Source organism: Neorhizobium sp. P1_A6 (assembly GCF_056406795.1).
On record NZ_JBFTZM010000022.1, the window covers coordinates 1 to 24,161 of the forward strand.

The window sequence follows — 24,161 nt, forward strand, 5'->3', positions numbered from 1 at the left end:
CTCTTCTCCCCGGCGGGGAGAAGGTGGCCCGAAGGGTCGGATGAGGGGGTGCTCATCGAAGATGAGCCGCTGTCCATCAAGGATGCGGACGTGTTCACCGACAAACGCATCAGCTCACTCCACAATCTCCGCCGTCTCCAGCACGGCATGGAACAGCACATCCGCGCCGGCTGCCGCCCATTCCCTGGAAATCTCTTCCGCCTCGTTGTGCGAAAGCCCGCCGACGCAGGGGCACATGATCATCGTCGCGGGCGCCACCTTGGCGGCCCAGCACGCGTCGTGGCCGGCGCCGGAGATGATGTTCATATGGCTGTAGCCGAGCTTTTCTGCCGCTTCTCGGACACGGCCGACCAGGACCGGATCGAAGGTCACCGGATCGAAATGGCCGACCGCCTCGACCGAACAGCCGACGCCGAGCGGCTCGGAGATTTCAGTGGCCTGTTTCTCGATCGTCGCCCGCATGCGGTCGAGCTTTTCCTGGGACGGCGTGCGGATGTCGACGGTGAAGACCACCTTGCCCGGCAGCACGTTGCGGGAGTTGGGCGAGAAGAACACCTGGCCGACGCCGCCCACGGCGCCCGGCTGTTCGGACATCGCCACCGCCTGCACCATTTCGAGGATGCGGCCGAAGGCAAGGCCTGCGTTGACGCGCAGGTTCATCGGCGTCGAGCCGGTATGTGCTTCGCGACCGGTCAGTGTGAATTCCAGCCACCATAGGCCCTGACAGTGGGTGACGACGCCGATCTGCTTCTCCTCGGCCTCGAGGATCGGCCCCTGTTCAATATGATATTCGAAATAGGCATGCATCTTTCTGGCGCCGACCTCTTCTTCGCCGAGCCAGCCGATGCGCTTCAACTCGTCGCCGTAGGTCTTGCCGTCCGGATCCTTGCGGCCGTAGGCGTAATCGATCGAGTGAACGCCGGCAAAGACGCCCGACGCCAGCATGGCGGGGGCGAAACGCGCGCCTTCCTCGTTCGCCCAGTTGGTGACGACGATCGGATGTTTCGTCCTGATCCCGAGGTCATTCATGGTGCGGACCACTTCCAGCGCGCCGAGGACGCCGAGAACGCCGTCATATTTGCCGCCGGTCGGCTGGGTGTCGAGATGACTGCCGACATAGACCGGCAGGGCGTCCGGATCGGTTCCGGCGCGGGTGGCAAACATCGTGCCCATCCTGTCGACGCCGACCGTCATTCCTTCGGCCTCGCACCATGTCTTGAAGAGATGGCGGCCTTCGCCGTCCGCATCCGTCAGCGTCTGGCGATTGTTGCCACCGGCAATGCCGGGGCCGATCTTCGCCATGTCCATGAGCATGTCCCAGAGACGATCGCCGTTGATGCGCAAGTTCTCGCCGGGTGCTGCCACCATTTTTCAGTCCTCGCCTGTTTTCACGGCCACCCGTGCGGGCGGCATGCTTTTCGTTCCCATGGTCCTCCGCGCGCCCGCTTTGAAACGAGGCATGCGAAGATCGGCATTGCGTTTATTCTGCTTGTCGCCGATAATTTGACCGCTTGGTAAAACATTACTATTTCCGCCGCGCCACTCAAGACGAAAATCAAGAAAAATCCAGCGGAATTTCTAAAGCGCGGGTGGACGCGGAAGAGGGCAGGGACACGCATGGCCATCCCGAGGGCGGCGAAGACGCAGAGACGCACCCGCATCCAGGAAGAGAAGGAGGAGCGCATCCTTGAAGCCGCGCTCGACGTATTTTCCCAGAATGGTTTCCGCGGCGCCACGATCGATCAGATCGCCGAGGCCGCCGGTATGTCCAAACCCAATCTGCTCTATTATTTCCGCACCAAGGAGGCGATCCACCGTCACCTGATCGACCGGGTCCTGTTCACCTGGCTGGAGCCGCTGCGCGCCTTCGACGCGGAGGGCAATCCGGAATCGGAAATCCGTTCCTATATCCGCCGCAAGCTCGAGATGGCCCGCGATTTCCCGCGCGAGAGCCGGCTCTTCGCCAACGAGGTGCTGCAGGGCGCGCCGCATATCGAGGATGAGCTGAAAGGCCCTTTGAAGGCGCTGGTCGACGAAAAGGCGGAGGTGATCCGCGCCTGGGCGCGGTCGGGCAAGATCGCCAAATGCGATCCCTATCACCTGATCTTCTCGATCTGGTCGACGACCCAGCATTATGCCGACTTCGACGTGCAGGTGCGCGCCGTGCTCGGCCAGGACTATGCGGGTGAAGGGCGTTTCGAGGATGCGGCGCGATTCTTGGAACAGCTCTTCATAGACGGGCTGCGGGCGCGCGCCTGAACTTCCTTCCTAATCCGAAAACGAAAAACGCCGGCACTGAGGCCGGCGTCTTCTCATCTACCGATTGCCGAGCCTTCTATCAGGCGGCGGCGGAAGCCCGGTTGGTCGGGACCTCGGCGATCGTCTTCAGAACCTGGGAAGCGATCTGGTAGGGGTCGCCCTGGGAGTTCGGACGGCGATCTTCCAGATAGCCCTTGTAGTCGTTCTTGACGAACGAGTGCGGCACGCGGATCGAAGCGCCGCGGTCGGCAACGCCGTAGGAGAACTTGTTCCACGGAGCCGTTTCGTGCTTGCCGGTCAGGCGCTTGTCGTTGTCCGGACCGTAGACGGCGATGTGGTCCATCAGGTTCTTGTCGAAAGCAGCCATCAGCGCTTCGAAATAGTCCTTGCCGCCGACTTCGCGCATGTACTTGGTCGAGAAGTTGCAGTGCATGCCCGAGCCGTTCCAGTCGGTGTCGCCGAGCGGCTTGCAGTGATATTCGATGTCGATGCCGTACTTTTCAGTCAGGCGCTGCAGCAGGTAGCGTGCCATCCAGATCTGGTCGGCGGCCTTCTTGGAGCCCTTGCCGAAAACCTGGAATTCCCACTGGCCCTTGGCCACTTCGGCATTGATGCCTTCGTGGTTGATGCCGGCTTCCAGGCAGAGGTCGAGATGCTCTTCGACGATTTCGCGGGCGACGTCACCAACGTTCGAGTAACCGACGCCGGTGTAATACGGACCCTGCGGAGCGGGGTAACCCTGTTCCGGGAAGCCGAGCGGGCGGCCGTTCTGGTAGAAGAAGTATTCCTGCTCGAAACCGAACCAGGCATCCTCGTCGTCGAGAATGGTCGCGCGGGCGTTGGTCGCATGCGGGGTGACGCCGTCCGGCATCATGACTTCGCACATGACCAGCGCGCCGTTGGTGCGGGCCGGATCGGGATAAAGAGCAACCGGCTTCAGCACGCAATCGGACGAGCGGCCTTCGGCCTGCATGGTCGACGAACCGTCGAAGCCCCACAGCGGCAGCTGTTCGAGCGTCGGGAAGGTGTCGAATTCCTTGATCTGCGTCTTGCCACGCAGGTTCGGTACCGGGGTGTACCCGTCGAGCCAGATGTACTCGAGCTTATACTTGGTCATATTTTATCTCTCAGGCCGTGACGTTCATGGTTGAGCCATCCTGAGGAAGCGGCATCGCGACGATACCGCGCCTCCGGGGTAACCAGAAGAACGCATTTCCCGTGCCAGTTTGCATCGGAGCGACGGTTTTGGATTAAAAAAGTGTGAACGAAGGGTCGCGAGCGGAGCGCTGATAGGGACTAAAGGTCCTGTAAATCAGCACGGTCTCATGAAATCTCCGAGTTTTAAAGGTTCTATCAAGATTGCCCGGAACCGGGTCCGGTTGGCACACGTTTCCCCGCTGGAGGTTCCTGCGAGCAAAATAGATCGCCGGAACCGCGCTGCCGCTAAATTAGCGCCTAGCGCGAGTCGGAAAAATGATATAAAATCATGCAATAAGCACAAAAAATGTGCAGATTTGTGCTCTGTGCGGGTTTGGATGCACTTTTGAAGTTAGGAGACGATAGGATGGCAATTCACATCCATCGTGAGTCAGCAACGATCTATCAGTTTCCGGTCCGCCCGAGACGGCGGCTGGAGGATGGCCGGACCGTGCCGACCGGGATCCATGAGGTTGCGTTGAGTGTTGTCGATACCAATTGCTGGTATCACGACGAAGCAGTGCGGGATTCAGAGCCCAAGAACGACCAGCCGAAGCCCTGCTGATCCATAGATGACAAAAAGGCCGCGCCATTGGATGACGCGGCCCCGCATTCGTTCGATCCCTTTTCCTTCAGAATGCGAACAGTTTCAACATCGCGTAGCCGAAGACCGCGATGAACAGCCAGCCGAATGCGCCGAGCGCGAGCGGCCGCCAGCCTTCCGCCTTCAGCTTGCGGATATCGGTCTGCAGTCCCATGGCCGCAAGCGCCATTGACAGCAGGAAACTCGTCGACGTCACGAGCGTCTGGCTCACGCCTGCCGGAATGGTGACTGCGCTGTTGAAGAGCATCATCCCGATAAAACCGAGCACGAACCACGGCATCGGCGCCGAAGCCTTCGAGGGGCCTTCCGCGCCGGAGCGCATGGCGAGCGCCAGCGTCATGATCAGCGGCGCCAGCATGACGACGCGGGCGAGCTTGGAAATGGTGCCGAACTGCCCGGCGACATCGCCGCCCTGGAAGGCGGCGGCCACCACCTGCGCGACTTCATGGATGGTCGAGCCGGTCCACAGGCCATAACCGCGGGCGTCGAGCCCGAGCGGGGCGGCGAGCAGTGGATAGACAAGCATCGACAGCGACCCGAACAGCGTGACGCAGGCGATCGCATAGGCGACATGTTCCTGCTTGCCACGCACTACCGTATTGGCGGCGATGACGGCCGAGGCGCCGCAGACCGAAGTCCCGGCGGCGATCAGGTCGGTCAGCGACCGGTCGACACCCATGGCCCGGCCGACCAAGCGGATCGCCACGAAGGTGGTCACCAGTGTCAGGGCCACCATGGCAAGACCGGCGCCGCCGAGCGAGAGAATCTGGCCGGCCGTCACCTGCAGGCCGAGCAGCACGATGCCGAAGCGCAGGATCCGCTTTAGCGAAAAGCCGATGCCGGGCTCGACGGCCACCGGGACAGGGGCCAGATTGCGGATCAGCATGCCGAAAACGATCGACAGGATGAGCGGGCTCAGCGCCATCCATCCGGTCAGATTGCGGACGGTGAGGGCGGCCGTGGCGATCGCGGCGGTTAGAAGAAGTCCGGGAAGAAGCTGGAGAAATGCCGGCCAGTGGGGCGAGGCGGGAAGGGCGCGCTGTTCCGCAGTCGGCTGAATCGGCTTCATGATTTTTCCACGAGAGTCTCTATTCGTCGAAAATTATTCTCTCTTCTGTAGAAACACAAATCCAATTGATAAGTTTTCTGATATCGTTCGATAAAGGCGAATGGTTTTGGACGATGACCCTCGATCAGCTTCGAATTTTTCTGGAAGTCGCTACGCGCGAACATGTGACCCGTGCGGCGGAGGTGCTGAACCTCACGCAGTCGGCGGTGAGTGCGGCGATCTCGGCGCTGGAGGCGCGCCATGCCGTGATCCTGTTCAACCGGGTCGGGCGGCGGATCGAGCTCACCGAAGCGGGAAAACTGTTCGTGCCGGAGGCGCGCGCCGTTCTGGAGCGGGCCCAAACCGCCGAGCATGTGCTGGCCGATCTCGGCGGGTCCGCGTCGGGCATCCTGCGTGTGCATGCCAGCCAGACGGTGGCGAGCTACTGGCTGCCGGCTCGCCTCGTCAGTTATCACGAGCGGTTCCCGCGCGTTGACGTGAGGCTTACCGTCGGCAACACCCAGAGTGCTGCCGAAGCCGTGCTGACCGGGGCGGCGGAACTCGCGGTCGTTGAAGGCGAGGTGTTTCTGGCGGGGCTCAAACGCCGCAAGGTGGCGGAGGACCGGCTGGTCCTGGTGGTCGGCAGCCGCCACCCCTGGGCGGACGGTCGCAAGATCCGCTCGAGCGATCTTCTCGAAACCAACTGGATCATGCGCGAACAGGGATCCGGCACACGCTCGGCCTTCGAGGCGCAGCTCTTCAATCTCGGCATCGAGCCGCAGTCATTGTCCGTTGTTCTTGAAATGCCGTCGAACGAGGCGGCGATGGCGGCGGTGGAGGCGGGGTTGAGCGCCACGGTGCTTTCAAGCCGGGCAGCATCGTCCCACTCCTTTTCCGGCCGGCTTCACATTGCCGATTTCCCGATGCCGCTCCGTCAGTTCTCGGCGATCTTCCATGGCGAGCGGCACGTCACCCGGGCGCTGCGCGCCATGCTCGACCTATTGAACGAGCCGGCTGAAGACAGCTCCCGCTGATCCCCGGCCAGATCCCCACGTAAGTGCGCGCTTTGTGTGAACGATAAAATTTAAATCGTTCAGTATTTGCGAACAATACGTCTGCAACTTGCTGTCTATTCCCGGCGGCCGACTTGCACCATCTTAAGCATCAGAAGCGCGGCAACGAGCTTCGAAAGACAAGATCAAACACGGATAGGGGCTTCGAGAAACTCGGCTCCACCACATCAAGGAAGAAGACAATGAACAGAATTTCCTCCGCCATCGCCGCAGCCCTGATCGCTTCGGCTTCGTTCGCTTCTGCCGCTCTTGCCGAAGGCGACTATTACCAGGGCGTCCAGAAGAACGCTCCCGCCGCCTCGGCCGCCGTTGACCGCATCAGCACCGGCAGCATCGGCCGGAACGAAAAGCTCCAGGCCGACATCAACAATGGCGACTATTTCGACGGCGCCAACCGCCCGAACTAACTGCAGCTCACTCAAGATACCGAAACAAACAATCCGCAGGCCAGGTCGCAAACTCGTGAGCCGCGGAACACTCTGAAAGGACTACCACAATGACCAGGATCACTTCCGCAATCGCTGCAGCTCTCATCGCTTCGGCTTCCTTCGCTTCCGCCGCTCTCGCTGAAGGCGACTATTACGAAGGCGTTTCCAAGGCTTCCGCAACCGTCGACCAGGTCCAGACCGGCAGCATCGGCCAGAAGGCCGAAGCCCGGAAGGCCAACGTTCAGGCCGACGTCAACAGCGGCGACTATTTCGACGGCGCAAACCGCCCGAACTGATCGCCCTGAACTCATTGCAGGCATCCAGTACGAAGAAGGCCCGGCCAACCCGCCGGGCCTCTTTGTTTCCGTACTCATTCTTTAGATAGTTCGCATATTGCAGGCGTTGTGTTATAATTGTGGACCGAAAGAAGTCTTGGGAGATGAAACCCATGGAGAGACTGCTTTTTAGGAACCTGCGACCACTGTATGGCTGGCTCTTCATTGTCGCCTGGTTTGCTATTCTTGTGCTGATGACCTGGGTTTTCCTCCGTGACAGCGGCATCTCCCAGGAACCGTTCAGGGCTCTCACTATCGCTTTTTTCTGGGGCCTCGGCTGCTGGCTGGCATTCGGAGCACTGACACGGCCGATCGTCTCGGTCCGGCAGAAGAGCGACGGCAGCTGGATCGTCATTCGCCGCTGGCCCTGGACCCATGACGAGGAGCGCATCGATCCCGATCGCCTGCCGGCTCCGACCATCGACGCGGAAAGCGACGGCGAGGGAGGCATGCACTACCGCTGCCTTCTGAAGACGCCGGAACATGGCCCGGTGGAATTCAGCGAACACCTCAAGCTGGACAAGGCCGCCCTGGCGCGCGATCGCATGGCCTTGCTGATCAGGAGCGCCAGAACCAGAACGCCGAGAAGCACTCCGCCTCTTCCCGGTTCGCGTTAGGTCGTCCGGTTCCAAGGCATGCGCTGAAGCAGGAGGGCGAGGCCGCACCAGCCGCTGAAGCCCGCAAAGGCAAGCATGAAGCCGAAAAATCCGGCCAGCGCAAAGGCAGGCGTCAGGCCAAGAAAGCCAAGAGCCACGGAAAGCAGCACGAGGCTCCCGACGATCATCTGCACCTGGCGAAAGATCGATGGCCCACCTTTACCTGTGGCAGGCCCGACGACGGGCAAACCTGCCTGTTTCCATGCGGTGATGCCGCCTTCGAGATTGTAGATCCGGTGAGCCGGCAAGATATCCTCGAGTTTACGGCAGGCCTGTTCGCCGCGTCCGCCTTTCAGGCAATGCACAACGATCCTTCGGTTTTCCGGGACCTTCAGGTTCTGCCGCAGGTCGCCCACGGTACCAAGAGGCAGCGAGGCGGCCGCGGCGATATGCTCGGCCCGGAACTCGTCCGGCTCGCGCACGTCGATCAGGATCGCATCGCCCGCGGCTAGCCAGTCGGCGGCCTGCGTTGCGGATACGGTCTTCGTGGTTTCGGTGCTCATCTTATTTTCCCTTGCAGAAATGCCGGTAGAGGATGCCCATCAGTTCGCTGACGGCCGGATGGACGATGAAATAGAAAAGCGTGCGGTGTTCCCGCCGGAAGTCGACGATGCCTTCTTCCTTCAGCTTGGCCAGATGCTGTGACATCGAGGTTGGCGCGATGCCGGTCGCCTCGATCAGCTGAGCGACATTGCGCTCGCCCTCCGCCAGCGCACAGAGCACCAGCAGCCGGTGGGAATTGGCCAGGCCCTTGAGGAAGTTCGCCACCTCCTCGGCCTTCACGGGCATTTCGTCAGTCAGGTCCATGGGTGGCCTTTACAGTTCATGTTTTTCTTATATCATAAAAACATGAACTGTAAAGATTGCAGGAGACCTGAATGACGAAAGACTATCGCCAGATCACCAGGGACATATCCGCTTACACCGCCGAGATGCGGAAGCTGACGCCCGACGCGATGCAAGGGTTCTACGCTTTGTCGAAGGGGGCCGGTGCCGATGGCGCGCTGGACAGGAAGACGAAGGAACTGATTGCGCTCGCGATCGGTATCACCCAGCGGTGCGATGGCTGTATCGGCTTCCATACCAAGGCGTTACGCGGACTCGGTGCTACGCGGCAGGAGATTGCCGAGGTGGCGGCGATGGGCGCCTATATGGGCGGCGGGCCCGCGCTGATGTATGCAGCCGACACGTTGCGCGCCTGGGATCAGTTTTCAGAAGTGGCGTAAAAGGGAAGGCGGCCGGGCCGCCCTCCTGTCTCCCTGCCATTCTACTCCGCGGCCTGCCTTGCCATCGGGTTGTTCGGATGCTGGGTCCAGTTGGCGTAGGTCGGATCGACCACCTTGCCGGTGCGCTTGTCGAGGTCGCCGGCTGGCAGCGCTTCCATGGTGATGCAGTTCTCGACGGGACAGACGTTGACGCAGAGATTGCAGCCGACGCATTCCTCTTCCATCACCTCGAAATGACGCACGCCATCGACCATGCTGGTGATCGCCTGGTGGGAGGTGTCTTCGCAGGCGATGTGGCAGCGGCCGCACTTGATGCAGGCATCCTGGTCGATATGCGCCTTGGCGATGTAGTTGAGGTTCAGATACTGCCAGTCGGTGACGTTGGGGACCGCGCGACAGATAATGTCGTCCAGCGACCGATGGCCCTTTTCGTCCATCCAGTCGGAGAGACCGGTGATCATTTCCTCGACGATCTTGAAGCCGTAGGTCATCGCCGCGGTGCAGACCTGCACGTTGCCGGCCCCGAGCGCCAGGAATTCGGCCGCATCACGCCAGGTGGTGACGCCGCCGATGCCGGAGATCGGCAGGCCGTAGGTTTCCGGATCGCGGGCGATCTCGGCGACCATGTTGAGCGCGATGGGCTTGACCGCCGGGCCGCAATAACCGCCATGGCTGCCCTTGCCGCCGACCGACGGGTTGGGCGAGAAGCTGTCGAGATCGACGGAGATGATCGACGAGATGGTGTTGATCAGCGAGACTGCGTCGGTGCCGCCGCGCTTGGCCGCGCGGGCAGGGTGGCGGATGTCGCTGATGTTCGGCGTCAGCTTGGTGATGACGGGCATGCGGGTATACTGCTTGCACCAGCGCACCACCATTTCGATATATTCCGGCACCTGCCCGACCGCGGAGCCCATGCCGCGCTCTGACATGCCGTGCGGACAGCCGAAATTGAGCTCGATGCCGTCGACTTCGGTCTCTTCGACCAGCGGCAGGATCGCCTTCCAGGCCTGTTCCTCGCAAGGGACCATGATCGAGGCGACGATCGCCCGGTCCGGCCAGTTCTTCTTCACTTCCTTCATTTCGCGAAGGTTGGTGTAGAGATCGCGGTCGGTGATCAGCTCGATATTGTTCAGGCCAAGCAGGCGGCGGTCGGCGCCCCAGATCGCACCGTAGCGCGGTCCGTTGACATTGACGACCGGCGGGCCTTCCTCGCCGAGCGTCTTCCAGACCACGCCGCCCCAGCCCGCCTTGAAGGCGCGCTCGACATTGTAGGCCTTGTCGGTCGGCGGCGCGGACGCGAGCCAGAACGGGTTGGGGGATTTGATGCCGATGAAATTGTTGCGGATATCAGCCATTGTCTCGTTCTCCCCTCAAGCCACTGCGGTTGCCGGCTGCGCTGCGGCGGCCAGAGCTTTTGCGATGCTTTCAGCCGCATCGCGCCCTTGAGCGACCGCTGAAACGGTCAGGTCCTCACCTGACCCGATGCAGTCGCCGCCGGCCCAGACGCCTTCGAGCGACGTGCGGCCTTCCGGATCCACGACGATCTTGCCCTTTTCGAACTGCAGTGCGCCGAGGCCCGAGGCCGAGAAGGTCTGGCCGATCGCCTTGAAGATCTGGTCGGCGGCGATGACGCCGGTCTCGCCGGTGCCGATGAGCTTGCCGTCGCGTATCGCCGTATATTCCACCTCGATGCCGGCGACATGAGCGCCATTGGGGCCGTCCTTGCCGATGATCGATTTTGGCGCCAGCCAGTGGCGGATGATGACGCCATTGGCGGTCGCCAGATCCTGTTCGTAGGGCGAGGCGTTCATGTTTTCCTTGCCGCGGCGGTAGCAGATTGTCACCTCTTCGGCGCCGAGCAGTTTTGACTGGATCGCGGCGTCGATCGCGGTCATGCCGCCGCCGAGGACGACGACGCGCCGGCCGATCGGCAGCACGCTCTTGTCCTTTGCCTGGCGAAGGGCGGCGATGAAATCCACCGCATCCTCGACGCCTGCAAGCGCCTCACCCTCGATGCCGAGGCCGTTGACGCCGGCCAAGCCCATGCCGAGGAAAACGGCGTCATATTTGGCGGAGAGGTCGGACAGCGAGAAATCCCGGCCAAGCGCCTGGCCGTTGACGATCTCGATACCGCCGATGGCGGTGACGTAATCGACTTCGCGGGCGGCGAAATCATCGACCGCCTTGTAGGTGGCGATGCCGTACTCGTTGAGGCCGCCGGCCTTTTCGCGGGCTTCGAGAATGGTGACCGAATGGCCGTGCATGGCAAGCCGGTGCGCGGCGGCAAGGCCGGCTGGACCGGCGCCGACCACCGCGACCGTCTTTCCGGTCGGGGTCTTGCGGCTGTAGAAATGCCGGCCCTGTTCCATGGCGATATCGGTGGAATAACGCTGCAGCTTGCCGATCTCGACCGGCTTGTCCTCGGCCGTGTTGCGCACGCAGGCCTGTTCGCAGAGCGTTTCGGTGGGACAGACGCGGGCGCACATGCCGCCCAGGATATTCTGGTCGAAGATGGTCTTCGCCGACCCCAGCGGATTGCCCGTCGATATCTGCCGGATGAACAGCGGTATATCGATGGAGGTGGGACAGGCCGTCATGCACGGCGCGTCGTAGCAGAAATAACAGCGATCGGCCGCGACCAGCGCTTCGTGCCTGTCGAGACGCGGGTGGAGATCGGCGAAATTCGCCTCATACTCCGCCGGTGAAAGACGACCGGCTTCAATGCCGGCCTTCGGACCGTTTCCCAGTCGTTCCATCCTAAGTTCCCTCTTTTATGGATTCATGGACAACTATTGGGCAAAAGGTACCACAGCCAAAAAATTTATCAAACGGTAAATTTTTGGCGGGCGGGTCTTTATCAGGGTGCCCGTTATATCATGATAAAAATAGTCCACTTTAATCTTTACTCTGAAAATCAACTTTAATATGGTGCCGCCATTGAGGAACCGAAGCGTCAGCAGAATCGGCGGCGAGGGGCATATGGCCAAGAAGCAGAAGAACAGACACGGCAATTCCAGCGGGGAGGCAAAAGGCGCGGAAACGCGGGGACCGGCAGCGACCGACGTCCGCAGCTTTCTCTATGTCGGTGGTCGTGACTGTCAGGTGGCCCACCTGAGGGAGATTGCCAGCAATTTCGGTGCCGAACTGATCCACCACGACGGCGGACTTCGCGAGGCGGTCTCCCGCATCGATACGGTGCTGCCTTCTGTCGACTGCGTCTTCTGCCCCATCGACTGTATCAGCCACGATGCGTGTCTGAGGGTGAAGACCGGCTGCAAGAAGTTCGGCGTCGCCTTCGTGCCCCTGCGCAACGGCTCGAAATCCAGTCTGGAGCGGGCACTCCAGACCATGAAGGAACGCAATGATGAACGAAGAACGTCGTGACGCCAGCCTTTTCATCGGCCTGCACAAACTCGCCGAACAGAATGGCGATGGGCTGGTGCCGGAACTTTACGCGCTGCTGACGGCCCGCGCCGAGGCGGCCGCGGATATGACCAATGTGGTGGTGATGCCGAGGGCTGAGCGGCCGCGCTCGGTGGATGTTGCCGAAATTGAAAGCGCAAAGGTTCTGGCTTTTAGGCGGTAGGGACAATGGGCGCTCCCTCTTCTCCCCAGCGGGGAGAAGGTGGCCCGAAGGGTCGGATGAGGGGGGCGAAGCCATATCGTCGGCGCCGAATGCGTGGCCCCCTCATCGCCTCGCATTCGCTCGGCACTTCTCCCCGCTGGGGAGAAGAGGGAGTACGCGGATAGCGCGCCTCTTCCTTATCCCCCTTGTGGAGGAGAGAACCGCTCAGGCCCGAGAGGTCCCTAAACCTCCCGCACCTTCAAAAACGCTCCCGCGGCCACGATCAGCCAGCCCAGCATCATCCCTGTCCCGCCGACCGGTGCCGCCATCGGAAACAGCCGGTCGCCGAGATAGTGGCGCGAGACGAGATCGCCGGCGAAAGTGATCGTGCCGAGACCCAGCACGACTGCGGCAAGCGTGGCCGTGCGAAAATACCGGTAACCGAGATAGAGGCCCAGCAGGACCGGCGCATGCGCCAGGCACATGGTCGAGGCGGAGCCGAGGAAAGCGGTATCGCCGCCATGGCTGGCCGCTGCCGCGAGAGCCACGCCCGCGGCTCCCATCAGGCCGCTCACAAACAGAATCAACGGCCGCAAATTATGGAGTCTTCCCAACGGCCTATTCCTTGTTCTGCATGTGGAAGGCCAGCCGCTCGATCGGCGGCCAGATGATGTCGCGCAGTTTCGGGTTTTCGATCGTTTCTTCCATGGCGAGGCGGAAGCAGAGCATCCATTCGTCCCGTTCCAGCGGGCCGATCGCCGCGCCGAAATGGCGCGAGCGTAGCCGCGGGTGGCCATGTTTTTCCACATAGACGGGCGGACCGCCGAGATAACCGGTTAGGTAGTCGTAGAGCTTTTCCTCGCTGCCTTCGAGGCTCGGCGGATGGACGGCGCGGCAACGCGCGGCTTCCGGCAGGGTGTCCATCAGTTCGTAAAAGCGTTTCACCAGCGCCCGCACCGTCGCGTCACCGCCAATCGCCTCGTAAAGTGTGATGGTTTCGTCCGCCATGCCCGGTCCGCTCGTTCTGATCGTTCAAGCGGTGTTAGCGATCCGCGCATCAGCGGGCAAGGCGCCACGGCGTCGCAGAGAACAGCGGCTTTTCTTGTCGCGCGGCCCCGCTTTCGTTCAGGACCATTTGAGGAGGGATCGTCACTCCGATCCCGCATCCACTTCTTTCGCATCGGGTTCGGGCAGAGAACCGGCGCCGGGCGTCTTGTCCCTGTCGATCAGATGCTCCTTGGCGTGCGGCCCGGCCGGCGGATGGTTTGCCGTTTTCATGGGCTTTTCCGTGTGCTCGACGGTCTCCTGCGCAGTCCTGTCTTCAGCCATCTGGTACTCCGACGTTTGGGTTTCAGAAGGCCAACGCCGAGTGAGGATAGGAGTTCCGGATTGCGCCGATCGCCGGGATGCCGTTGCCGATCGATGGCCTGCGGATCTCTCGGAGCGTGATCTGCCTTGAAGAAAACATAAGGCGGAACCGGGGGAGAGGCCCGGTTCCGCCGCTGCGCCACCCTTCTTCAGCGGCGGACCTAAAAGGGAGGGCGCTATCGTCTTGGGGTCACACCACCTTCATGGCGCCGGGGCCGGGCGTGGCGCCCGGCGGCACCTTGCCGAGGATGATCATGCCGAGCACTTCGTCCTTGGTGACGTCTTCGGTGCGGGCATGACCGACCACCTTGCCGTTCTTCATCACGAAGACGCGGTCGGCGAGGTCGAAGACGTCGTGGATGTCGTGGCTGATCAGGAAGATGCCGATGCCTTCGCGCTTCAGCTGCTTGATGAGATCGCCCACCTGCGCCGTTTCCTGGGGCCCAAGCGCTGCCGTCGGCTCGTCCATGATCAGGATGCGGGCGTCGAACAGGATGGCGCGGGCGATCGCCACCGATTGCCGCTGGCCGCCGGACAGCGCCTTCACCGGCTCCTTGAAGCGCTTGAAGTTGGGGTTGAGGCGGCCCATCACCTCGCGGGTGCTGGCCTCCATGGCGACGTCGTCGAGCGTGCCCCACTTGGTCTGCAGCTCGCGGCCGAGATAGAGATTGGCGGCGGCATCGACATTGTCGGCGACAGCAAGCGTCTGGTAGATCGTCTCGATGCCGTATTTCTTGGCGTCGCGCGGGTTGCGGATATCGGCGGTCTCGCCGTTGATCATGATGTCGCCGTTGTCACGCTTGTAGGCGCCCGACAGGACCTTGATCAGCGTCGATTTTCCGGCGCCGTTATGGCCAAGCAGCGCCACGACCTCGCCGGGGAAAAGATCGACCGAGGCATTCTCGACTGCGTGGATCCCGCCGAAGGAGATGGAAATGTTCTTCATTTCCACGAGCGGAGTGGTTTGTTCCGTCACGATGAAAACTCCTGTTATTTGGCGCGAGAACGATAGACGGTGTCGAGCCAGACGGCGGTGACGAGCACCATGCCGACGACGATGCGCTGGAACGGCGAGTCGATGCCGAGCAGCACCATGCCGGACTGAAGCGACTGCATGACGAGCGCGCCGAGCATGGCGCCGGCGATCGACCCCATGCCGCCGGCAAGCGAGGTGCCGCCGATGACGGCGGCAGCGATCGTATAAAGCTCGTCGAGTTCCCCTTGCGCATTGGTGGCGGCGTTGAGGCGGGCAGTCGAGATCGCTGCGGCGATGGCGCAGAGCATGCCCATCAGCGCGAAGATCTTGACCGTCACCCAGCGGGTCTTGATGCCGGCGAGTTCGGCTGCCTCTGGATTGCCGCCGATCGCGAAGACGTAGCGGCCGAACCGCAGGCGGGTGGCGATGAAGGTCATGACGATGCCGACCGCGATCGCCATCAGCACCGGAATGGCGATCCCCTGCGAAATGAATAGGCCACCTTCCGGCCAGGCGATGTTGTTCGCCTCGGCATAACGGCGGGCGATGTTGATCGGCCAGAAATAGTTGTTGGCGATGGAAACCGCGCCGAGCACGATGATGCAGCCGAGTGCGACGAGCACGTATTCCGCCCAGACCGGCCGGCGCGGGAAGGAGAACCGCTTGCGCTGGCGGCGGGCATTGATGATCGCCGCGATGATGGCAAGACAGGCGAGGATGCCGACGATCCAGCTCCAGGTGGCGCCGATCGAGCCTTCCGTGCCGCCGCCCATCAGGCGGAAGTTGACGTCCATCGGCGCAACGGTCTGGCCGCTCGTCACAAACCAGGTGGCGCCACGCCAGATGAGCAGGCCGCCGAGCGTGACGATGAACGAGGGCACGCCGAGAAAGGCGATGATGGAGCCCTGCAGCGTACCGATCAGCGCTCCGATGGCGATGCCGCCGGCCAGGGTGATGATCCAGATCGCCGGGTGGTTGAAGCCGAACAGCTCCGGCAGAAGCCTTGCCTGCAGCACCCCCATGACCATGCCGGTGAATCCGAGGATCGAGCCGACCGAAAGGTCGATGTTGCGGGTGACGATGACAAGCACCATGCCGGTCGCCATGACGGCGACCGAGGCGGTCTGCACCGAGAGGTTCCAGAGATTGCGCGGCGTCAGGAAAAGGCCGCCCGTCAGGATATGGAACCCGACCCAGATGATCAGCAGCGCGCCAATCATGCCGAGCATGCGTGTGTCGATCTCGGTCGCGCGGAAGAAGCGGGCAACGAAACTGCCTTCCGCCTGTCCTGCCGCTCCCGATGTCTTGGAATTCGTTGTGGACTGTATCGTCTCGGCCATTTTTTGCCGTTCCCCACTTTTGCGAGGCGCTGCGGTTCGAAAAAATCGAGCCGGACCGCGCCTGCGCGACGTTCAGCCGCCGGGTAATCCTTCGTGCGGCCGCGCCATCTTACGCCGAAAACCGACGCCGCGGCAGAAGTGCTGCGGCGTCGGTGAGTTTATCGTCTGCGGACAGCCATGCGTTACTTGCAGGCAGCCACTGCGCCGGCCTTGACGCCCTGGCAGGCTTCAGCCTTGCTGATCCAGCCTGCTTCGATGACGACGTTGAGGTTGTCTTTGGTGATAGCCTGCGGCTTCAGGAAGACCGACTGCATCTTCACCTTCTTCGGACCGCCTTCGAAGGTCTGGACGCCCTTGATCTCGGTCAGCTTCTTGCCACCGGCAAGCGCCAGAGCGATTTCAGCGGCGTTCTTGCCGAGTTCTCGGCTGTCCTTCCAGACGGATACCGTCTGGGTGCCGAGAGCCACGCGGTTCAGAGCCGCCTTGTCGGCGTCCTGGCCGGAGACCGGAACCGAACCTGCCAACCCCTGAGCGTCGAGCGCTGCGATCGCACCGCCGGCAGTGCCGTCGTTGGATGCGACGACCGCGTCGACCTTGTTGTTGTTCTTGGTCAGGAACTGTTCCATGTTCTTCTGGGCGTTTTCGGGCTTCCAGCCGTCGGTATAGGCTTCGCCGACATTCTTGATCTTGCCGCCGTCGACTGCAGCCTTCAGCACTTCCATCTGGCCGGCAAACAGGAAGTCGGCGTTCGGATCGGAAGAAGAGCCCTTGATGAAGACATAGTTGCCTTCAGGCTTTGCCTTGAAGACGCCCTGCGCCTGCAGGCGGCCGACTTCCTTGTTGTCGAAGGTGATGTAGAACGCGGCCGGGTTTTCGATCAGGCGGTCGTAACCGACGACCGGAATGCCTTCGGCTGCAGCCTTTTCGACGGCAGGGCCGATGGCGCTCGAATCCTGCGCCAGAACGATCAGGGCATTGGCACCCTGGGAGATCAGCGATTCGACGTCGGTAAGCTGCTTTGCGGCAGACGACTGGGCGTCGGCCGAGATGTATTTTGCGCCGGCGGCTTCAAGAGCCTTCTTGATCGCGGCTTCGTCGGTCTTCCAGCGTTCTTCCTGGAAGTTCGACCAGGAAACGCCGACGACGAGATTGGCCGCCATGGTGGCGGAATGCATGGAAACGAGGATGGCCGCGCCGGCCATCAGCTTTACGAATGATCTCATAATGTCCTCCCGAGTGACGGCGGATGGGCGCTAGCCTCCGTGCTCTCCCCCCGCCAGATAATCTGCCGGAGAAAGCGTCCAAGCTTTTTTCTCGACAGTCGAGAAATTAGATGTCAGAGATTCCGTGGGCTGTCAATCGGCACTTGTGGAGGGCGAGGCACTGCCGTATCGACAGATGGAGTGAGGGAGGCGGCAGGCGGAATGCTGGCGAAATCGAGCACGGAACTGGTCCGGCAGCAGAACAGCGCGCTCGTGCTGTCTGCGCTGCGTCGCCACGGCCGGCTCGCGCACACGGAAATCTCGGATGCCACCGGGCTGGCGTCGGCGACGATCTCCTCGATCACCGCCGATCTGGAACGCGCCCGCATCATCGAAAAGAGCGAGCAGCAGGCGACTGTCGGCCGTGGGCGGCCGCGCGTGCTGTTCAGCCAGCGGCGCAATTGCGGCTATCTCATCACCGTCATCATCTCGTCGGACATGATCCAGTATTCGCTGGTCGATTATGCCGGAACGTTGCTCGACCGGTTCAGCGAACCGCGCGGGGAGGGCGGCACGGCGGCCTTTCTCGCGGCCATCTCGGCGGGGCTCGAACGGGCCGTCGAACGCTCCCGCATCGATCGCGGCAGCGTTCTGCTCGTTTCGGTCAGCAGCAAGGGACTGGCGCATCCGAGCGATCCGGTGCTTGTCTGGTCGCCCGTCTTCGGTTCCCAGCCCGTCGATTTTGCTGCGGCGCTCAAAGACGGTTGGCAGGCCAAGGTCATTCTCAACAACGAGACGCTGCTGGTGGCGAGCGCACTGCTCGAACGCCAGGTGAAGACGCAAGGCGGCGGTGAGCCGGTTCTCGCGGCGCTCTCGCTCGGGCACAGTATCGGGCTCGGGATCGCACGCCGTGTGGCCGGCGGGGTTCCAGAAATCTCAGCGCCCAATTTCGGGCACATGCTGCATATGCCGAACGGCGGGCTTTGTCGCTGCGGCGCGCGCGGCTGCGTCGAGGCCTATGCCGGTTTCTACGCCATCCTGCGCGCCGCCTTCGAGGTGCCGGTGGATACGATCCCCGCGAAATTCGTGCCGGTCGCCGAAATCGACAAGATCGCCGCGCGGGCCCGGCAAGGCAATCGCATGGCGCAGCTCGCATTCCGCCACGCGGGCGCTGCGCTGGGCTTCGGTCTCTCGCGGCTGCTCAGCCTGCATGGCCATATGCCGGTCTTCATCACCGGTCCCGGCACCCGCTATCAGGATCTGCTGCAGGCGGGCATCGAGGAGGGGCTGGCGCAGACGCATGTGGTGCGGCTCGGCGGCATGCCGGGCTTGACCGTCGTGCCGGACGAACCCTCCCTGGTATTCGAGGGGCATCTCAACCTTGCATTTTCGATCGTCGACCAGGATATCATCGGTTCGCGCCAGAGCATGCAGGCCGCCGGGGAATGACCGATTGCGAGTGACTGGTGGCAAAACGACTGGCCGGGAGTGAAGACCATGATCGATCCGAACCATCCCTTTTACGAGCCGCTCTGGCGCCGGGTGCTGATCCCGGCGGTCTGTGCCGCCTGGGCGATTTTCGAACTGGTCGCCGGAGAACCCTTCTGGGCGATCATCGTCGGCGCCATGGGCGCTTACGCCGGCTACAAGCTGTTCATCGAAAAGAGAAAGCCGCCGGTCGAGAAGCCCGCCGACGACCCGCAGGACTAAACTTTTTTCCTAGCGCCAGAAGAGCCCCTTGATCGCGGTGTCGATCAGGAAATTGGCAGTCTTCATGCGGGTATTGGCATTTTCCCGGAATTCCGGGGCGACGCCGTCCGGATGGTTGGCCTTGGCGAAATGCCGCCGTTTCTCGGCAAGCGTCGCTTCCGTATCGGCAGCCGTGATGGCTAGCTCCGCAGCGATTTCCTCGGTTGTCAGCCGCAGCAGATGGGCGGGAATGATCGGCGGCGCCGGCTGCTCTTGCGGCTCATCTTCCGCCCGCATCGATTCGATTTCGATCTCGGCGACATCGGGAAGGAAGGCGAAATAGGCTTCGGTCCCGGTTGCTGTCACTACCGGACCGTCATCCGTCGGTGCGACGAAACCCATGCCGAGCCCCTTGATGCGGAAGCCCGTGCCTGCCTCTTCGCTGTCGTCTTCGCCGTGCTCCTGCTTCAGCCGCGTCAGCACCGACTGGAAGACCGATTGCCCAAACAGCATGCGCCACCTCTTTTATGGGGCGGGACTAGACCATGCGGAGATGGCGTCGAGCTTGCGGACATATTGATGTGTGATGGGATGAGCCCCGTCGGGGCTCATCGAGCCGGAAGGGTCGCTCAGCGCACGACGGGTTCGCCGTGATATCTGCGCTTCGAGGGTTTCGATACGCCGAACCCGACTTCCATCATGAGCCGAGGGTGATATTTTGCGACCGTCCCCATGTGGAAGCCGAAGGGATCTTCGACGAACCCGTAGCCCGCCTTGCCGGTCAGGGTGACGGCGCTCTCCTCTCCGTAAAATTCGAGCACTTCTTCCGCCGGATGCCCCACGAGCAGGGTCAACTGGTGCTTGAGGCGGCGCTTGTTATGGCTGCAGCGCATATAGACATGCGGTCCCGCATCCTCATCGACATTCGACAGATAGAAAAAGAATTTCAGCATCCGCCAGTCGTCGAGATCGAAATGAAACTTGAACGACGCACGGCTGAGGTCGGCCTCCGAAGCGGATTGAGTGGGAAAGCTCCACCACGTCCGGGTGGTGATCAGCTTGGCTTCACCGCCCAGGTAATGCCGTGCAATATCCAGAAGAAGAGGATCCTGCTGCACCGCGACCGCCGCCTCGCAACTGGCGATCCTTTCGAAATGGTGGCCGCTCAGGATCGCTCGACCGAATCGGCGTTCCGCTTCCGCGTGTTCGTCCGCCCGGAATTCGAGTTTCCGCTCGAAGTTGCCGAAGCAAGGGGTTTCGGATGCAAAACGGGCGATCTCCTGCCGAATCGGATCGGGAAGGATGAGTCCGGTGAAGATCCCGCTTCGTCTGAGTTCGTCGGCGACCATGTCGGCTTCGATATCGCCGAACATCGACGGCGCCACCGGCGCAGATTTCGAGACGCGCCGGGCAGTCAGCCAATGGGCTCGCCTGAACGGAATTGTCCGGGCCAAAAGGAACATGGGAAGCCAAGCCGGGTTTTCCCGCAGGTCGGTGAAATAGGTGGGCAGGCGTGCGGCCATTCGCCGGAAAGTTCCGCCATGGCGCGCGATGGATTCGAGATCCTGCGGCTTGGTTTTGGACGTCTCAAGCATCTGGTATCCTCATTCAGGCATGGCATTGCCATGCGTTTCGGTAACCCGCAGCCCCGCGCAATGTAGGCAGCAATAGTCCATACCGCAATGCAGCATAGATTGCCGCCTTCCGGATCTTCAACCCTTGAACTGCTTGTGAAATCGGGAACGCCGTCCACGGTTAACAAACCGTTGTGCCGCAGGACGGGCTGAATCGGTGATCTTACGGCCTGCCGAGGACGACTGCCATGCCGGACGGCGTCCCCCGGCTTGGCGCGTTTGTCACTCCTGGGACTGCGTCTGGCCCTGCTGGCTTTGGCTTTGCGCCACCGTCAACGAAACCTTGAGGTTTTCGCTGGCCGGACCGAGGCGCATGCCGGAGACGGGTGCGCAGTCGCGGTAGCAGAGGCCGGAGGCGACCCGCACGTAGCTGTCGTTCGGGCAGATCTTGTTAGACGTGTCGAAACCGACCCAGCCGAGGCCCGGCAGATGCACTTCCGCCCACGCATGGGTAGCGGCCTGTTCGGTCTCGCCTTCCATCAGCAGGTAGCCGGAAATGTAGCGCGCCGGGATATCCAGCAGCCGGGCGGCAGCGATGAATATATGAGTGTGGTCCTGGCAGACGCCGGTCCTTGCCTCCAGAGCCTGTTCGGCGGTCGTCTCGGTGCCGGTTGCGCCCGGAACATAGGCAACGGTCTCGTGGATCTTCTCCATCAGCGCGTGCATCCTTGCAAGCTCGCTGTCGCCCTCGAGGCTTTTGGTAAGCTCGTGGATGAGCTTGCCAGGTTTGGTCAGCGCCGTCTCGCGCAGGAACAGCCAGAGCGGACAGAAACCCTGGTGCGGACCGAAGACGCCGGCGCGGTCCTGGGTCTCCACCTCGCCGGACGCGGTGATGCGGATCGTGTGCTCGGTGCCTTCGGTGGAGACCAGTTCGACGCGGTTGCCGAACTGGTCGGCATAACCCGCCTCGATCTTGGCACCATCGACAGTGATCGACCAGTTGATGACTTTCTGGCCGGGCCCGTCGATCGGCGTCAGCCTGAGCCGCTGCAGCGAATAAGGCACCGGCTCGTCGTAAAGATATTCGGTCGTATGGGAAATCTTCAGCCGCATGTGCGGTAAATCCTGTGCCTGTTGGCTTTACTGGTAAAAACGGTAGCCGTCGGAGATTTCGGCGCTGAGCTGGTTGTTGCGGCTGACGAAATCCTCCAGGAATTCGTGCAGGCCCTGGTCCATGATGTCGGAGATCGAGCCGCGCTTCAGGGTCGAGCGGATTGCCGCCGCGGTCTCATGCGCCTTCAGTCGTTCATCGTAGGTTTGCGCCAGATAATCGAGATTGTTGGTGATCTTCTCGTAGCAGTAAGCCAGCGAGCGCGGCATCTGGACTTTCAGGATCAGGAAATCGGCGATGTTGGCAGATTGATATTCGCCGTCATAGACCCAGCCGTAGGAACGATGGGCCGAGACCGAGCGCAGTATCGATTCCCATTGGTAGTTGTCGAGCTTCGAGCCGACCTGGCTGATCGCCGGCAACAGCACGTAATATTTCACGTCGAGAATGCGGCTGGTGTTGTCGGCGCGTTCGATGAAGGTGCCGATGCGCGAGAAATTGTAGAGGTCGTTTCTCAGCATCGAACCGTGGAAGGCGCCGCGGATCAGGCCGCAGCGGTGCTTGATGACGTCGATCAGTTCGGGCAGGTCGGTCGCCTTCTGCTTGCGGGCGAGCCGGGCTTTGAGGTCGATCCAGCATTCGTTGGTCGCCTCCCAGGTCTCGCGGGTCAGCGCCGTGCGCACCATGCGGGCATTGTTGCGTCCGAATTCGATGCAGGACATGACGCTCGACGGGTTGGCCTGGTCGCGCAGCAGGTAATCGATGGCGTCGGCCGCCGTCAGTTCGGTGTGCACTTCCGAATAGGCTTCGCGCACGCCCGCACTTTCGAGCACGCCGTGCCAGTCCTCGTCGGAGGAGCCGGCGCGGGTCAGCGACACGCGCAGGCCGGCATCGACGAGGCGGGCGATGTTTTCTGCCCGCTCGATGTAACGGAACATCCAGTAAAGGCCGTTTGCAGTTCTTCCGAGCATGTCTCTACGACCTCAATCTTCCAGTACCCAGGTGTCCTTGGTGCCGCCGCCCTGGCTGGAATTGACCACCAGCGACCCCTGTTTCAGGGCCACGCGGGTCAAGCCGCCGGGGATGATCTTCACCTTGTCGGAAACGAGCACATAGGGACGCAGGTCGACGTGGCGGGGAGCAATCCCCTTGTTGACGAAGATCGGCACGGTGGACAGCGCCAGCGTCGGCTGGGCGATGTAGTTATCGGGCCTGGCCGCCAGCTTCTCGGCGAAGTCGGTGCGCTCCTTCTTGCTTGCCGTCGGGCCGACCAGCATGCCGTAGCCGCCGGACCCGTGCACCTCCTTGATGACCAGTTCCTCGATGTGCTCCAGCACGTATCTGAGGCTGTCAGGCTCGGAACAGCGCCAGGTTGGCACGTTTTCGAGCAGCGCCTTGCGGCCCGTATAAAATTCGACGATCTCGGGCATGTAGGAATAGATCGCCTTGTCGTCGCAGATGCCGGTGCCGGGTGCATTGGCGATGGTGATGTTGCCGGCACGGTACACGTCCATGATGCCGGGAATGCCGAGCGCCGAATCCGCGCGAAAAGTCATCGGATCGAGGAAATCGTCGTCGACGCGGCGGTAGAGGACGTCGATGGCCTCGTAGCCGCGGGTGGTGCGCATCTTGACGCGGCCGTCGATGACGCGCAGGTCGCCGCCCTCGACGAGTTCGACGCCCATCTGGTCGGCAAGGAACGAGTGTTCGTAATAGGCCGAGTTGAAGATGCCGGGCGTCAGTACCGCGACGCGGGGCCGGCCGTTGCAGCCGGGAGGGGCAAGCGAGGCGAGCGACTGGCGCAGCAGCCGCGGATAGTCCTCGACCCGCTGCACCTTGTTCAGCGCAAACAGTTCCGGGAACATCTGCATCATGGTTTCCCGGTTTTCCAGCATGTAGGAAACCCCGGACGGCGTGCGGGCATTGTCCTCCAACACGTAGAACTGGTCCTCGCCGGTACGCACGATATCGGTGCCGACGATGTGGGTGTAGACGCCGCCGGGCGGCTTGAAGCCGATCATTTCGGGGAGGAAGGTGACGTTCCTCTCGATCAGCGCGCGGGGAATGCGGCCGGCCTTGATGATCTCCTGCTTGTGGTAGATGTCGTCGAGGAAGGCGTTGAGCGCCAGAACCCGCTGCTCGATGCCCTGAGCCAGCTTGCGCCATTCACGGGCGGAGATGATGCGGGGAATGATATCGAAGGGGATGAGCTTTTCGGAACTGTCCGCGTGTCCGTAGACCGCGAATGTGATGCCCGTCCTTCTGAATATGTTTTCCGCATCCTGGGTCTTGCGGATCAGGTGTGCAGCATCCTGACTGGCATACCATTCGTGATAGGTCTTGTATGGCGGTCGCGGAAGGTTTTCCGCAGTCAACATTTCATCAAATGCCAAAGGCGCATTCCCCTTTTTTGGCCATAAGAATACAACGGTGAGGGCAATGCAAGAACTGTGCGCAATTGGCGGGAAAAGAATTCCGCGCATCAGAAAAATACAGTTTCGATGCTCCCC

At 61.8% G+C, this 24,161-nt stretch carries 29 protein-coding genes; 11 read left to right on the forward strand and 18 right to left on the reverse strand.

Going from position 1 to position 24,161, the window contains the following annotated elements:
* Window positions 1-114 precede the first annotated feature (114 nt).
* Window positions 115-1,368 carry a Zn-dependent hydrolase gene (locus AC1D3C_RS27265; protein ID WP_477485073.1) on the reverse strand — a complete coding sequence of 418 codons (1,254 nt, stop codon included), beginning with the start codon at window positions 1,366-1,368 and terminating at the stop codon, window positions 115-117.
* 249 nt (window positions 1,369-1,617) lie between these two features.
* Here AC1D3C_RS27265 and rutR point away from each other — a divergent pair, with 249 nt between their 5' ends.
* Window positions 1,618-2,259, forward strand: coding sequence for an HTH-type transcriptional regulator RutR (gene rutR / locus AC1D3C_RS27270; RefSeq protein WP_038544530.1), 642 nt, complete (start codon window positions 1,618-1,620; stop codon window positions 2,257-2,259).
* Between the two features lie 79 nt (window positions 2,260-2,338).
* Here rutR and AC1D3C_RS27275 read toward each other — a convergent pair whose 3' ends face one another.
* Window positions 2,339-3,376: a glutamine synthetase beta-grasp domain-containing protein gene (locus AC1D3C_RS27275; RefSeq protein ID WP_038544528.1), complete on the reverse strand. Its 1,038-nt coding sequence runs from the start codon at window positions 3,374-3,376 to the stop codon at window positions 2,339-2,341.
* Window positions 3,377-3,823: 447 nt separating this feature from the next.
* On the opposite strand from AC1D3C_RS27275, the gene AC1D3C_RS27280 reads away from it, so the two are divergent.
* Window positions 3,824-4,021 carry a DUF2735 domain-containing protein gene (locus tag AC1D3C_RS27280; protein WP_151043593.1) on the forward strand — a complete coding sequence of 66 codons (198 nt, stop codon included), beginning with the start codon at window positions 3,824-3,826 and terminating at the stop codon, window positions 4,019-4,021.
* A 67-nt stretch (window positions 4,022-4,088) separates the two neighbouring features.
* Here AC1D3C_RS27280 and AC1D3C_RS27285 read toward each other — a convergent pair whose 3' ends face one another.
* Window positions 4,089-5,129: a YeiH family protein gene (locus AC1D3C_RS27285; protein WP_477485074.1), complete on the reverse strand. Its 1,041-nt coding sequence runs from the start codon at window positions 5,127-5,129 to the stop codon at window positions 4,089-4,091.
* A 113-nt stretch (window positions 5,130-5,242) separates the two neighbouring features.
* Here AC1D3C_RS27285 and AC1D3C_RS27290 point away from each other — a divergent pair, with 113 nt between their 5' ends.
* The 4 genes from AC1D3C_RS27290 (at window position 5,243) to AC1D3C_RS27305 (ending at window position 7,561) form a co-directional block, all read left to right on the forward strand.
* Entirely contained in the window at window positions 5,243-6,142 is a 900-nt protein-coding gene (locus AC1D3C_RS27290; protein WP_477485075.1) for a LysR substrate-binding domain-containing protein, read from the forward strand.
* 221 nt (window positions 6,143-6,363) lie between these two features.
* Entirely contained in the window at window positions 6,364-6,588 is a 225-nt protein-coding gene (locus tag AC1D3C_RS27295) for a hypothetical protein (RefSeq protein WP_477485076.1), read from the forward strand.
* A gap of 89 nt (window positions 6,589-6,677) precedes the next feature.
* Window positions 6,678-6,905: a hypothetical protein gene (locus tag AC1D3C_RS27300; RefSeq protein ID WP_477485077.1), complete on the forward strand. Its 228-nt coding sequence runs from the start codon at window positions 6,678-6,680 to the stop codon at window positions 6,903-6,905.
* Window positions 6,906-7,057: 152 nt separating this feature from the next.
* On the forward strand, window positions 7,058-7,561 hold the full coding sequence (locus tag AC1D3C_RS27305; protein ID WP_477485078.1) for a hypothetical protein: 504 nt from the start codon (window positions 7,058-7,060) through the stop codon (window positions 7,559-7,561).
* Here the strand turns inward: AC1D3C_RS27305 and AC1D3C_RS27310 are convergent.
* Both AC1D3C_RS27310 and AC1D3C_RS27315 read right to left on the reverse strand, forming a co-directional pair.
* A complete protein-coding gene (locus AC1D3C_RS27310) occupies window positions 7,558-8,103 on the reverse strand; it encodes a rhodanese-like domain-containing protein (RefSeq protein ID WP_477485079.1) in 546 nt (181 codons plus the stop codon). The genes AC1D3C_RS27305 and AC1D3C_RS27310 overlap by 4 nt on opposite strands.
* Window position 8,104: 1 nt before the next feature.
* Window positions 8,105-8,407 carry an ArsR/SmtB family transcription factor gene (locus AC1D3C_RS27315; RefSeq protein WP_038544516.1) on the reverse strand — a complete coding sequence of 101 codons (303 nt, stop codon included), beginning with the start codon at window positions 8,405-8,407 and terminating at the stop codon, window positions 8,105-8,107.
* A 71-nt stretch (window positions 8,408-8,478) separates the two neighbouring features.
* Between AC1D3C_RS27315 and AC1D3C_RS27320 the strand changes: the two genes are divergently transcribed.
* Window positions 8,479-8,826: a carboxymuconolactone decarboxylase family protein gene (locus tag AC1D3C_RS27320; protein ID WP_477485080.1), complete on the forward strand. Its 348-nt coding sequence runs from the start codon at window positions 8,479-8,481 to the stop codon at window positions 8,824-8,826.
* A gap of 41 nt (window positions 8,827-8,867) precedes the next feature.
* Here the strand turns inward: AC1D3C_RS27320 and preA are convergent, their stop codons facing one another.
* Both preA and AC1D3C_RS27330 read right to left on the reverse strand, forming a co-directional pair.
* Window positions 8,868-10,181 (reverse strand): NAD-dependent dihydropyrimidine dehydrogenase subunit PreA, encoded by a 1,314-nt coding sequence (gene preA / locus AC1D3C_RS27325; RefSeq protein WP_477485081.1) that lies wholly within the window; start codon window positions 10,179-10,181, stop codon window positions 8,868-8,870.
* Window positions 10,182-10,196: 15 nt separating this feature from the next.
* Entirely contained in the window at window positions 10,197-11,582 is a 1,386-nt protein-coding gene (locus tag AC1D3C_RS27330) for an NAD(P)-dependent oxidoreductase (protein ID WP_477485082.1), read from the reverse strand.
* Between the two features lie 223 nt (window positions 11,583-11,805).
* On the opposite strand from AC1D3C_RS27330, the gene AC1D3C_RS27335 reads away from it, so the two are divergent.
* The gene (locus AC1D3C_RS27335) at window positions 11,806-12,210 is read left to right on the forward strand and encodes a DUF2325 domain-containing protein (RefSeq protein ID WP_477485083.1); all 405 of its coding nucleotides are present in this window, start codon (window positions 11,806-11,808) and stop codon (window positions 12,208-12,210) included.
* Window positions 12,188-12,412 carry a hypothetical protein gene (locus tag AC1D3C_RS27340; protein WP_477485084.1) on the forward strand — a complete coding sequence of 75 codons (225 nt, stop codon included), beginning with the start codon at window positions 12,188-12,190 and terminating at the stop codon, window positions 12,410-12,412. The genes AC1D3C_RS27335 and AC1D3C_RS27340 overlap by 23 nt, the downstream gene beginning before the upstream one ends.
* A 221-nt stretch (window positions 12,413-12,633) precedes the next feature.
* Here AC1D3C_RS27340 and AC1D3C_RS27345 read toward each other — a convergent pair whose 3' ends face one another.
* From AC1D3C_RS27345 to xylF, 6 genes are all read right to left on the reverse strand, one after another.
* Entirely contained in the window at window positions 12,634-12,954 is a 321-nt protein-coding gene (locus tag AC1D3C_RS27345; RefSeq protein ID WP_477485085.1) for a DUF423 domain-containing protein, read from the reverse strand.
* Between the two features lie 55 nt (window positions 12,955-13,009).
* A complete protein-coding gene (locus tag AC1D3C_RS27350; protein ID WP_477485086.1) occupies window positions 13,010-13,399 on the reverse strand; it encodes a group II truncated hemoglobin in 390 nt (129 codons plus the stop codon).
* A 141-nt stretch (window positions 13,400-13,540) separates the two neighbouring features.
* Window positions 13,541-13,720: a hypothetical protein gene (locus AC1D3C_RS27355; protein WP_477485087.1), complete on the reverse strand. Its 180-nt coding sequence runs from the start codon at window positions 13,718-13,720 to the stop codon at window positions 13,541-13,543.
* Window positions 13,721-13,949: 229 nt separating this feature from the next.
* The gene (locus tag AC1D3C_RS27360) at window positions 13,950-14,735 is read right to left on the reverse strand and encodes an ATP-binding cassette domain-containing protein (protein WP_436253732.1); all 786 of its coding nucleotides are present in this window, start codon (window positions 14,733-14,735) and stop codon (window positions 13,950-13,952) included.
* 14 nt (window positions 14,736-14,749) lie between these two features.
* Complete coding sequence (locus tag AC1D3C_RS27365) at window positions 14,750-16,075, reverse strand: sugar ABC transporter permease (RefSeq protein ID WP_477485088.1); 1,326 nt, start codon at window positions 16,073-16,075, stop codon at window positions 14,750-14,752.
* A gap of 182 nt (window positions 16,076-16,257) precedes the next feature.
* Window positions 16,258-17,298 carry a D-xylose ABC transporter substrate-binding protein gene (xylF, locus tag AC1D3C_RS27370; RefSeq protein ID WP_038544498.1) on the reverse strand — a complete coding sequence of 347 codons (1,041 nt, stop codon included), beginning with the start codon at window positions 17,296-17,298 and terminating at the stop codon, window positions 16,258-16,260.
* A gap of 201 nt (window positions 17,299-17,499) precedes the next feature.
* Between xylF and AC1D3C_RS27375 the strand changes: the two genes are divergently transcribed.
* Both AC1D3C_RS27375 and AC1D3C_RS27380 read left to right on the forward strand, forming a co-directional pair.
* A complete protein-coding gene (locus AC1D3C_RS27375) occupies window positions 17,500-18,726 on the forward strand; it encodes an ROK family transcriptional regulator (protein ID WP_477485089.1) in 1,227 nt (408 codons plus the stop codon).
* Window positions 18,727-18,774: 48 nt separating this feature from the next.
* The gene (locus AC1D3C_RS27380) at window positions 18,775-18,987 is read left to right on the forward strand and encodes a hypothetical protein (protein ID WP_046600953.1); all 213 of its coding nucleotides are present in this window, start codon (window positions 18,775-18,777) and stop codon (window positions 18,985-18,987) included.
* A 9-nt stretch (window positions 18,988-18,996) separates the two neighbouring features.
* Here the strand turns inward: AC1D3C_RS27380 and AC1D3C_RS27385 are convergent, their stop codons facing one another.
* From AC1D3C_RS27385 to AC1D3C_RS27405, 5 genes are all read right to left on the reverse strand, one after another.
* Window positions 18,997-19,479 carry a hypothetical protein gene (locus AC1D3C_RS27385; protein WP_477485090.1) on the reverse strand — a complete coding sequence of 161 codons (483 nt, stop codon included), beginning with the start codon at window positions 19,477-19,479 and terminating at the stop codon, window positions 18,997-18,999.
* Window positions 19,480-19,595: 116 nt separating this feature from the next.
* Entirely contained in the window at window positions 19,596-20,561 is a 966-nt protein-coding gene (locus tag AC1D3C_RS27390; RefSeq protein WP_477485091.1) for a hypothetical protein, read from the reverse strand.
* A gap of 261 nt (window positions 20,562-20,822) precedes the next feature.
* On the reverse strand, window positions 20,823-21,653 hold the full coding sequence (locus tag AC1D3C_RS27395) for a transglutaminase family protein (protein WP_477485092.1): 831 nt from the start codon (window positions 21,651-21,653) through the stop codon (window positions 20,823-20,825).
* Window positions 21,654-21,680: 27 nt separating this feature from the next.
* Window positions 21,681-22,622 carry an alpha-E domain-containing protein gene (locus tag AC1D3C_RS27400; RefSeq protein WP_038544485.1) on the reverse strand — a complete coding sequence of 314 codons (942 nt, stop codon included), beginning with the start codon at window positions 22,620-22,622 and terminating at the stop codon, window positions 21,681-21,683.
* Between the two features lie 12 nt (window positions 22,623-22,634).
* Window positions 22,635-24,044 (reverse strand): circularly permuted type 2 ATP-grasp protein, encoded by a 1,410-nt coding sequence (locus tag AC1D3C_RS27405; protein WP_038544483.1) that lies wholly within the window; start codon window positions 24,042-24,044, stop codon window positions 22,635-22,637.
* Window positions 24,045-24,161 lie beyond the last annotated feature (117 nt).

What these genes read in the sequence shown, in the direction of transcription:
- AC1D3C_RS27300 (WP_477485077.1), top strand. Translation starts at nt 6,678, where the DNA reads ATGACCAGGATCACTTCCGCAATCGCTGCAGCTCTCATCGCTTCGGCT.
- AC1D3C_RS27280 (WP_151043593.1), top strand. Translation starts at nt 3,824, where the DNA reads ATGGCAATTCACATCCATCGTGAGTCAGCAACGATCTATCAGTTTCCG.
- AC1D3C_RS27310 (WP_477485079.1), bottom strand. Translation starts at nt 8,103, where the DNA reads ATGAGCACCGAAACCACGAAGACCGTATCCGCAACGCAGGCCGCCGAC.
- AC1D3C_RS27395 (WP_477485092.1), bottom strand. Translation starts at nt 21,653, where the DNA reads ATGCGGCTGAAGATTTCCCATACGACCGAATATCTTTACGACGAGCCG.
- AC1D3C_RS27375 (WP_477485089.1), top strand. Translation starts at nt 17,500, where the DNA reads ATGCTGGCGAAATCGAGCACGGAACTGGTCCGGCAGCAGAACAGCGCG.
- AC1D3C_RS27385 (WP_477485090.1), bottom strand. Translation starts at nt 19,479, where the DNA reads ATGCTGTTTGGGCAATCGGTCTTCCAGTCGGTGCTGACGCGGCTGAAG.
- AC1D3C_RS27335 (WP_477485083.1), top strand. Translation starts at nt 11,806, where the DNA reads ATGGCCAAGAAGCAGAAGAACAGACACGGCAATTCCAGCGGGGAGGCA.
- AC1D3C_RS27400 (WP_038544485.1), bottom strand. Translation starts at nt 22,622, where the DNA reads ATGCTCGGAAGAACTGCAAACGGCCTTTACTGGATGTTCCGTTACATC.
- AC1D3C_RS27365 (WP_477485088.1), bottom strand. Translation starts at nt 16,075, where the DNA reads ATGGCCGAGACGATACAGTCCACAACGAATTCCAAGACATCGGGAGCG.
- AC1D3C_RS27290 (WP_477485075.1), top strand. Translation starts at nt 5,243, where the DNA reads ATGACCCTCGATCAGCTTCGAATTTTTCTGGAAGTCGCTACGCGCGAA.
- AC1D3C_RS27330 (WP_477485082.1), bottom strand. Translation starts at nt 11,582, where the DNA reads ATGGAACGACTGGGAAACGGTCCGAAGGCCGGCATTGAAGCCGGTCGT.
- AC1D3C_RS27265 (WP_477485073.1), bottom strand. Translation starts at nt 1,368, where the DNA reads ATGGTGGCAGCACCCGGCGAGAACTTGCGCATCAACGGCGATCGTCTC.
- AC1D3C_RS27285 (WP_477485074.1), bottom strand. Translation starts at nt 5,129, where the DNA reads ATGAAGCCGATTCAGCCGACTGCGGAACAGCGCGCCCTTCCCGCCTCG.
- AC1D3C_RS27320 (WP_477485080.1), top strand. Translation starts at nt 8,479, where the DNA reads ATGACGAAAGACTATCGCCAGATCACCAGGGACATATCCGCTTACACC.
- AC1D3C_RS27390 (WP_477485091.1), bottom strand. Translation starts at nt 20,561, where the DNA reads ATGCTTGAGACGTCCAAAACCAAGCCGCAGGATCTCGAATCCATCGCG.
- AC1D3C_RS27340 (WP_477485084.1), top strand. Translation starts at nt 12,188, where the DNA reads ATGATGAACGAAGAACGTCGTGACGCCAGCCTTTTCATCGGCCTGCAC.
- xylF (WP_038544498.1), bottom strand. Translation starts at nt 17,298, where the DNA reads ATGAGATCATTCGTAAAGCTGATGGCCGGCGCGGCCATCCTCGTTTCC.
- AC1D3C_RS27275 (WP_038544528.1), bottom strand. Translation starts at nt 3,376, where the DNA reads ATGACCAAGTATAAGCTCGAGTACATCTGGCTCGACGGGTACACCCCG.
- AC1D3C_RS27350 (WP_477485086.1), bottom strand. Translation starts at nt 13,399, where the DNA reads ATGGCGGACGAAACCATCACACTTTACGAGGCGATTGGCGGTGACGCG.
- AC1D3C_RS27355 (WP_477485087.1), bottom strand. Translation starts at nt 13,720, where the DNA reads ATGGCTGAAGACAGGACTGCGCAGGAGACCGTCGAGCACACGGAAAAG.
- AC1D3C_RS27345 (WP_477485085.1), bottom strand. Translation starts at nt 12,954, where the DNA reads ATGGGAGCCGCGGGCGTGGCTCTCGCGGCAGCGGCCAGCCATGGCGGC.
- AC1D3C_RS27305 (WP_477485078.1), top strand. Translation starts at nt 7,058, where the DNA reads ATGGAGAGACTGCTTTTTAGGAACCTGCGACCACTGTATGGCTGGCTC.
- AC1D3C_RS27295 (WP_477485076.1), top strand. Translation starts at nt 6,364, where the DNA reads ATGAACAGAATTTCCTCCGCCATCGCCGCAGCCCTGATCGCTTCGGCT.
- AC1D3C_RS27380 (WP_046600953.1), top strand. Translation starts at nt 18,775, where the DNA reads ATGATCGATCCGAACCATCCCTTTTACGAGCCGCTCTGGCGCCGGGTG.
- AC1D3C_RS27315 (WP_038544516.1), bottom strand. Translation starts at nt 8,407, where the DNA reads ATGGACCTGACTGACGAAATGCCCGTGAAGGCCGAGGAGGTGGCGAAC.
- rutR (WP_038544530.1), top strand. Translation starts at nt 1,618, where the DNA reads ATGGCCATCCCGAGGGCGGCGAAGACGCAGAGACGCACCCGCATCCAG.
- preA (WP_477485081.1), bottom strand. Translation starts at nt 10,181, where the DNA reads ATGGCTGATATCCGCAACAATTTCATCGGCATCAAATCCCCCAACCCG.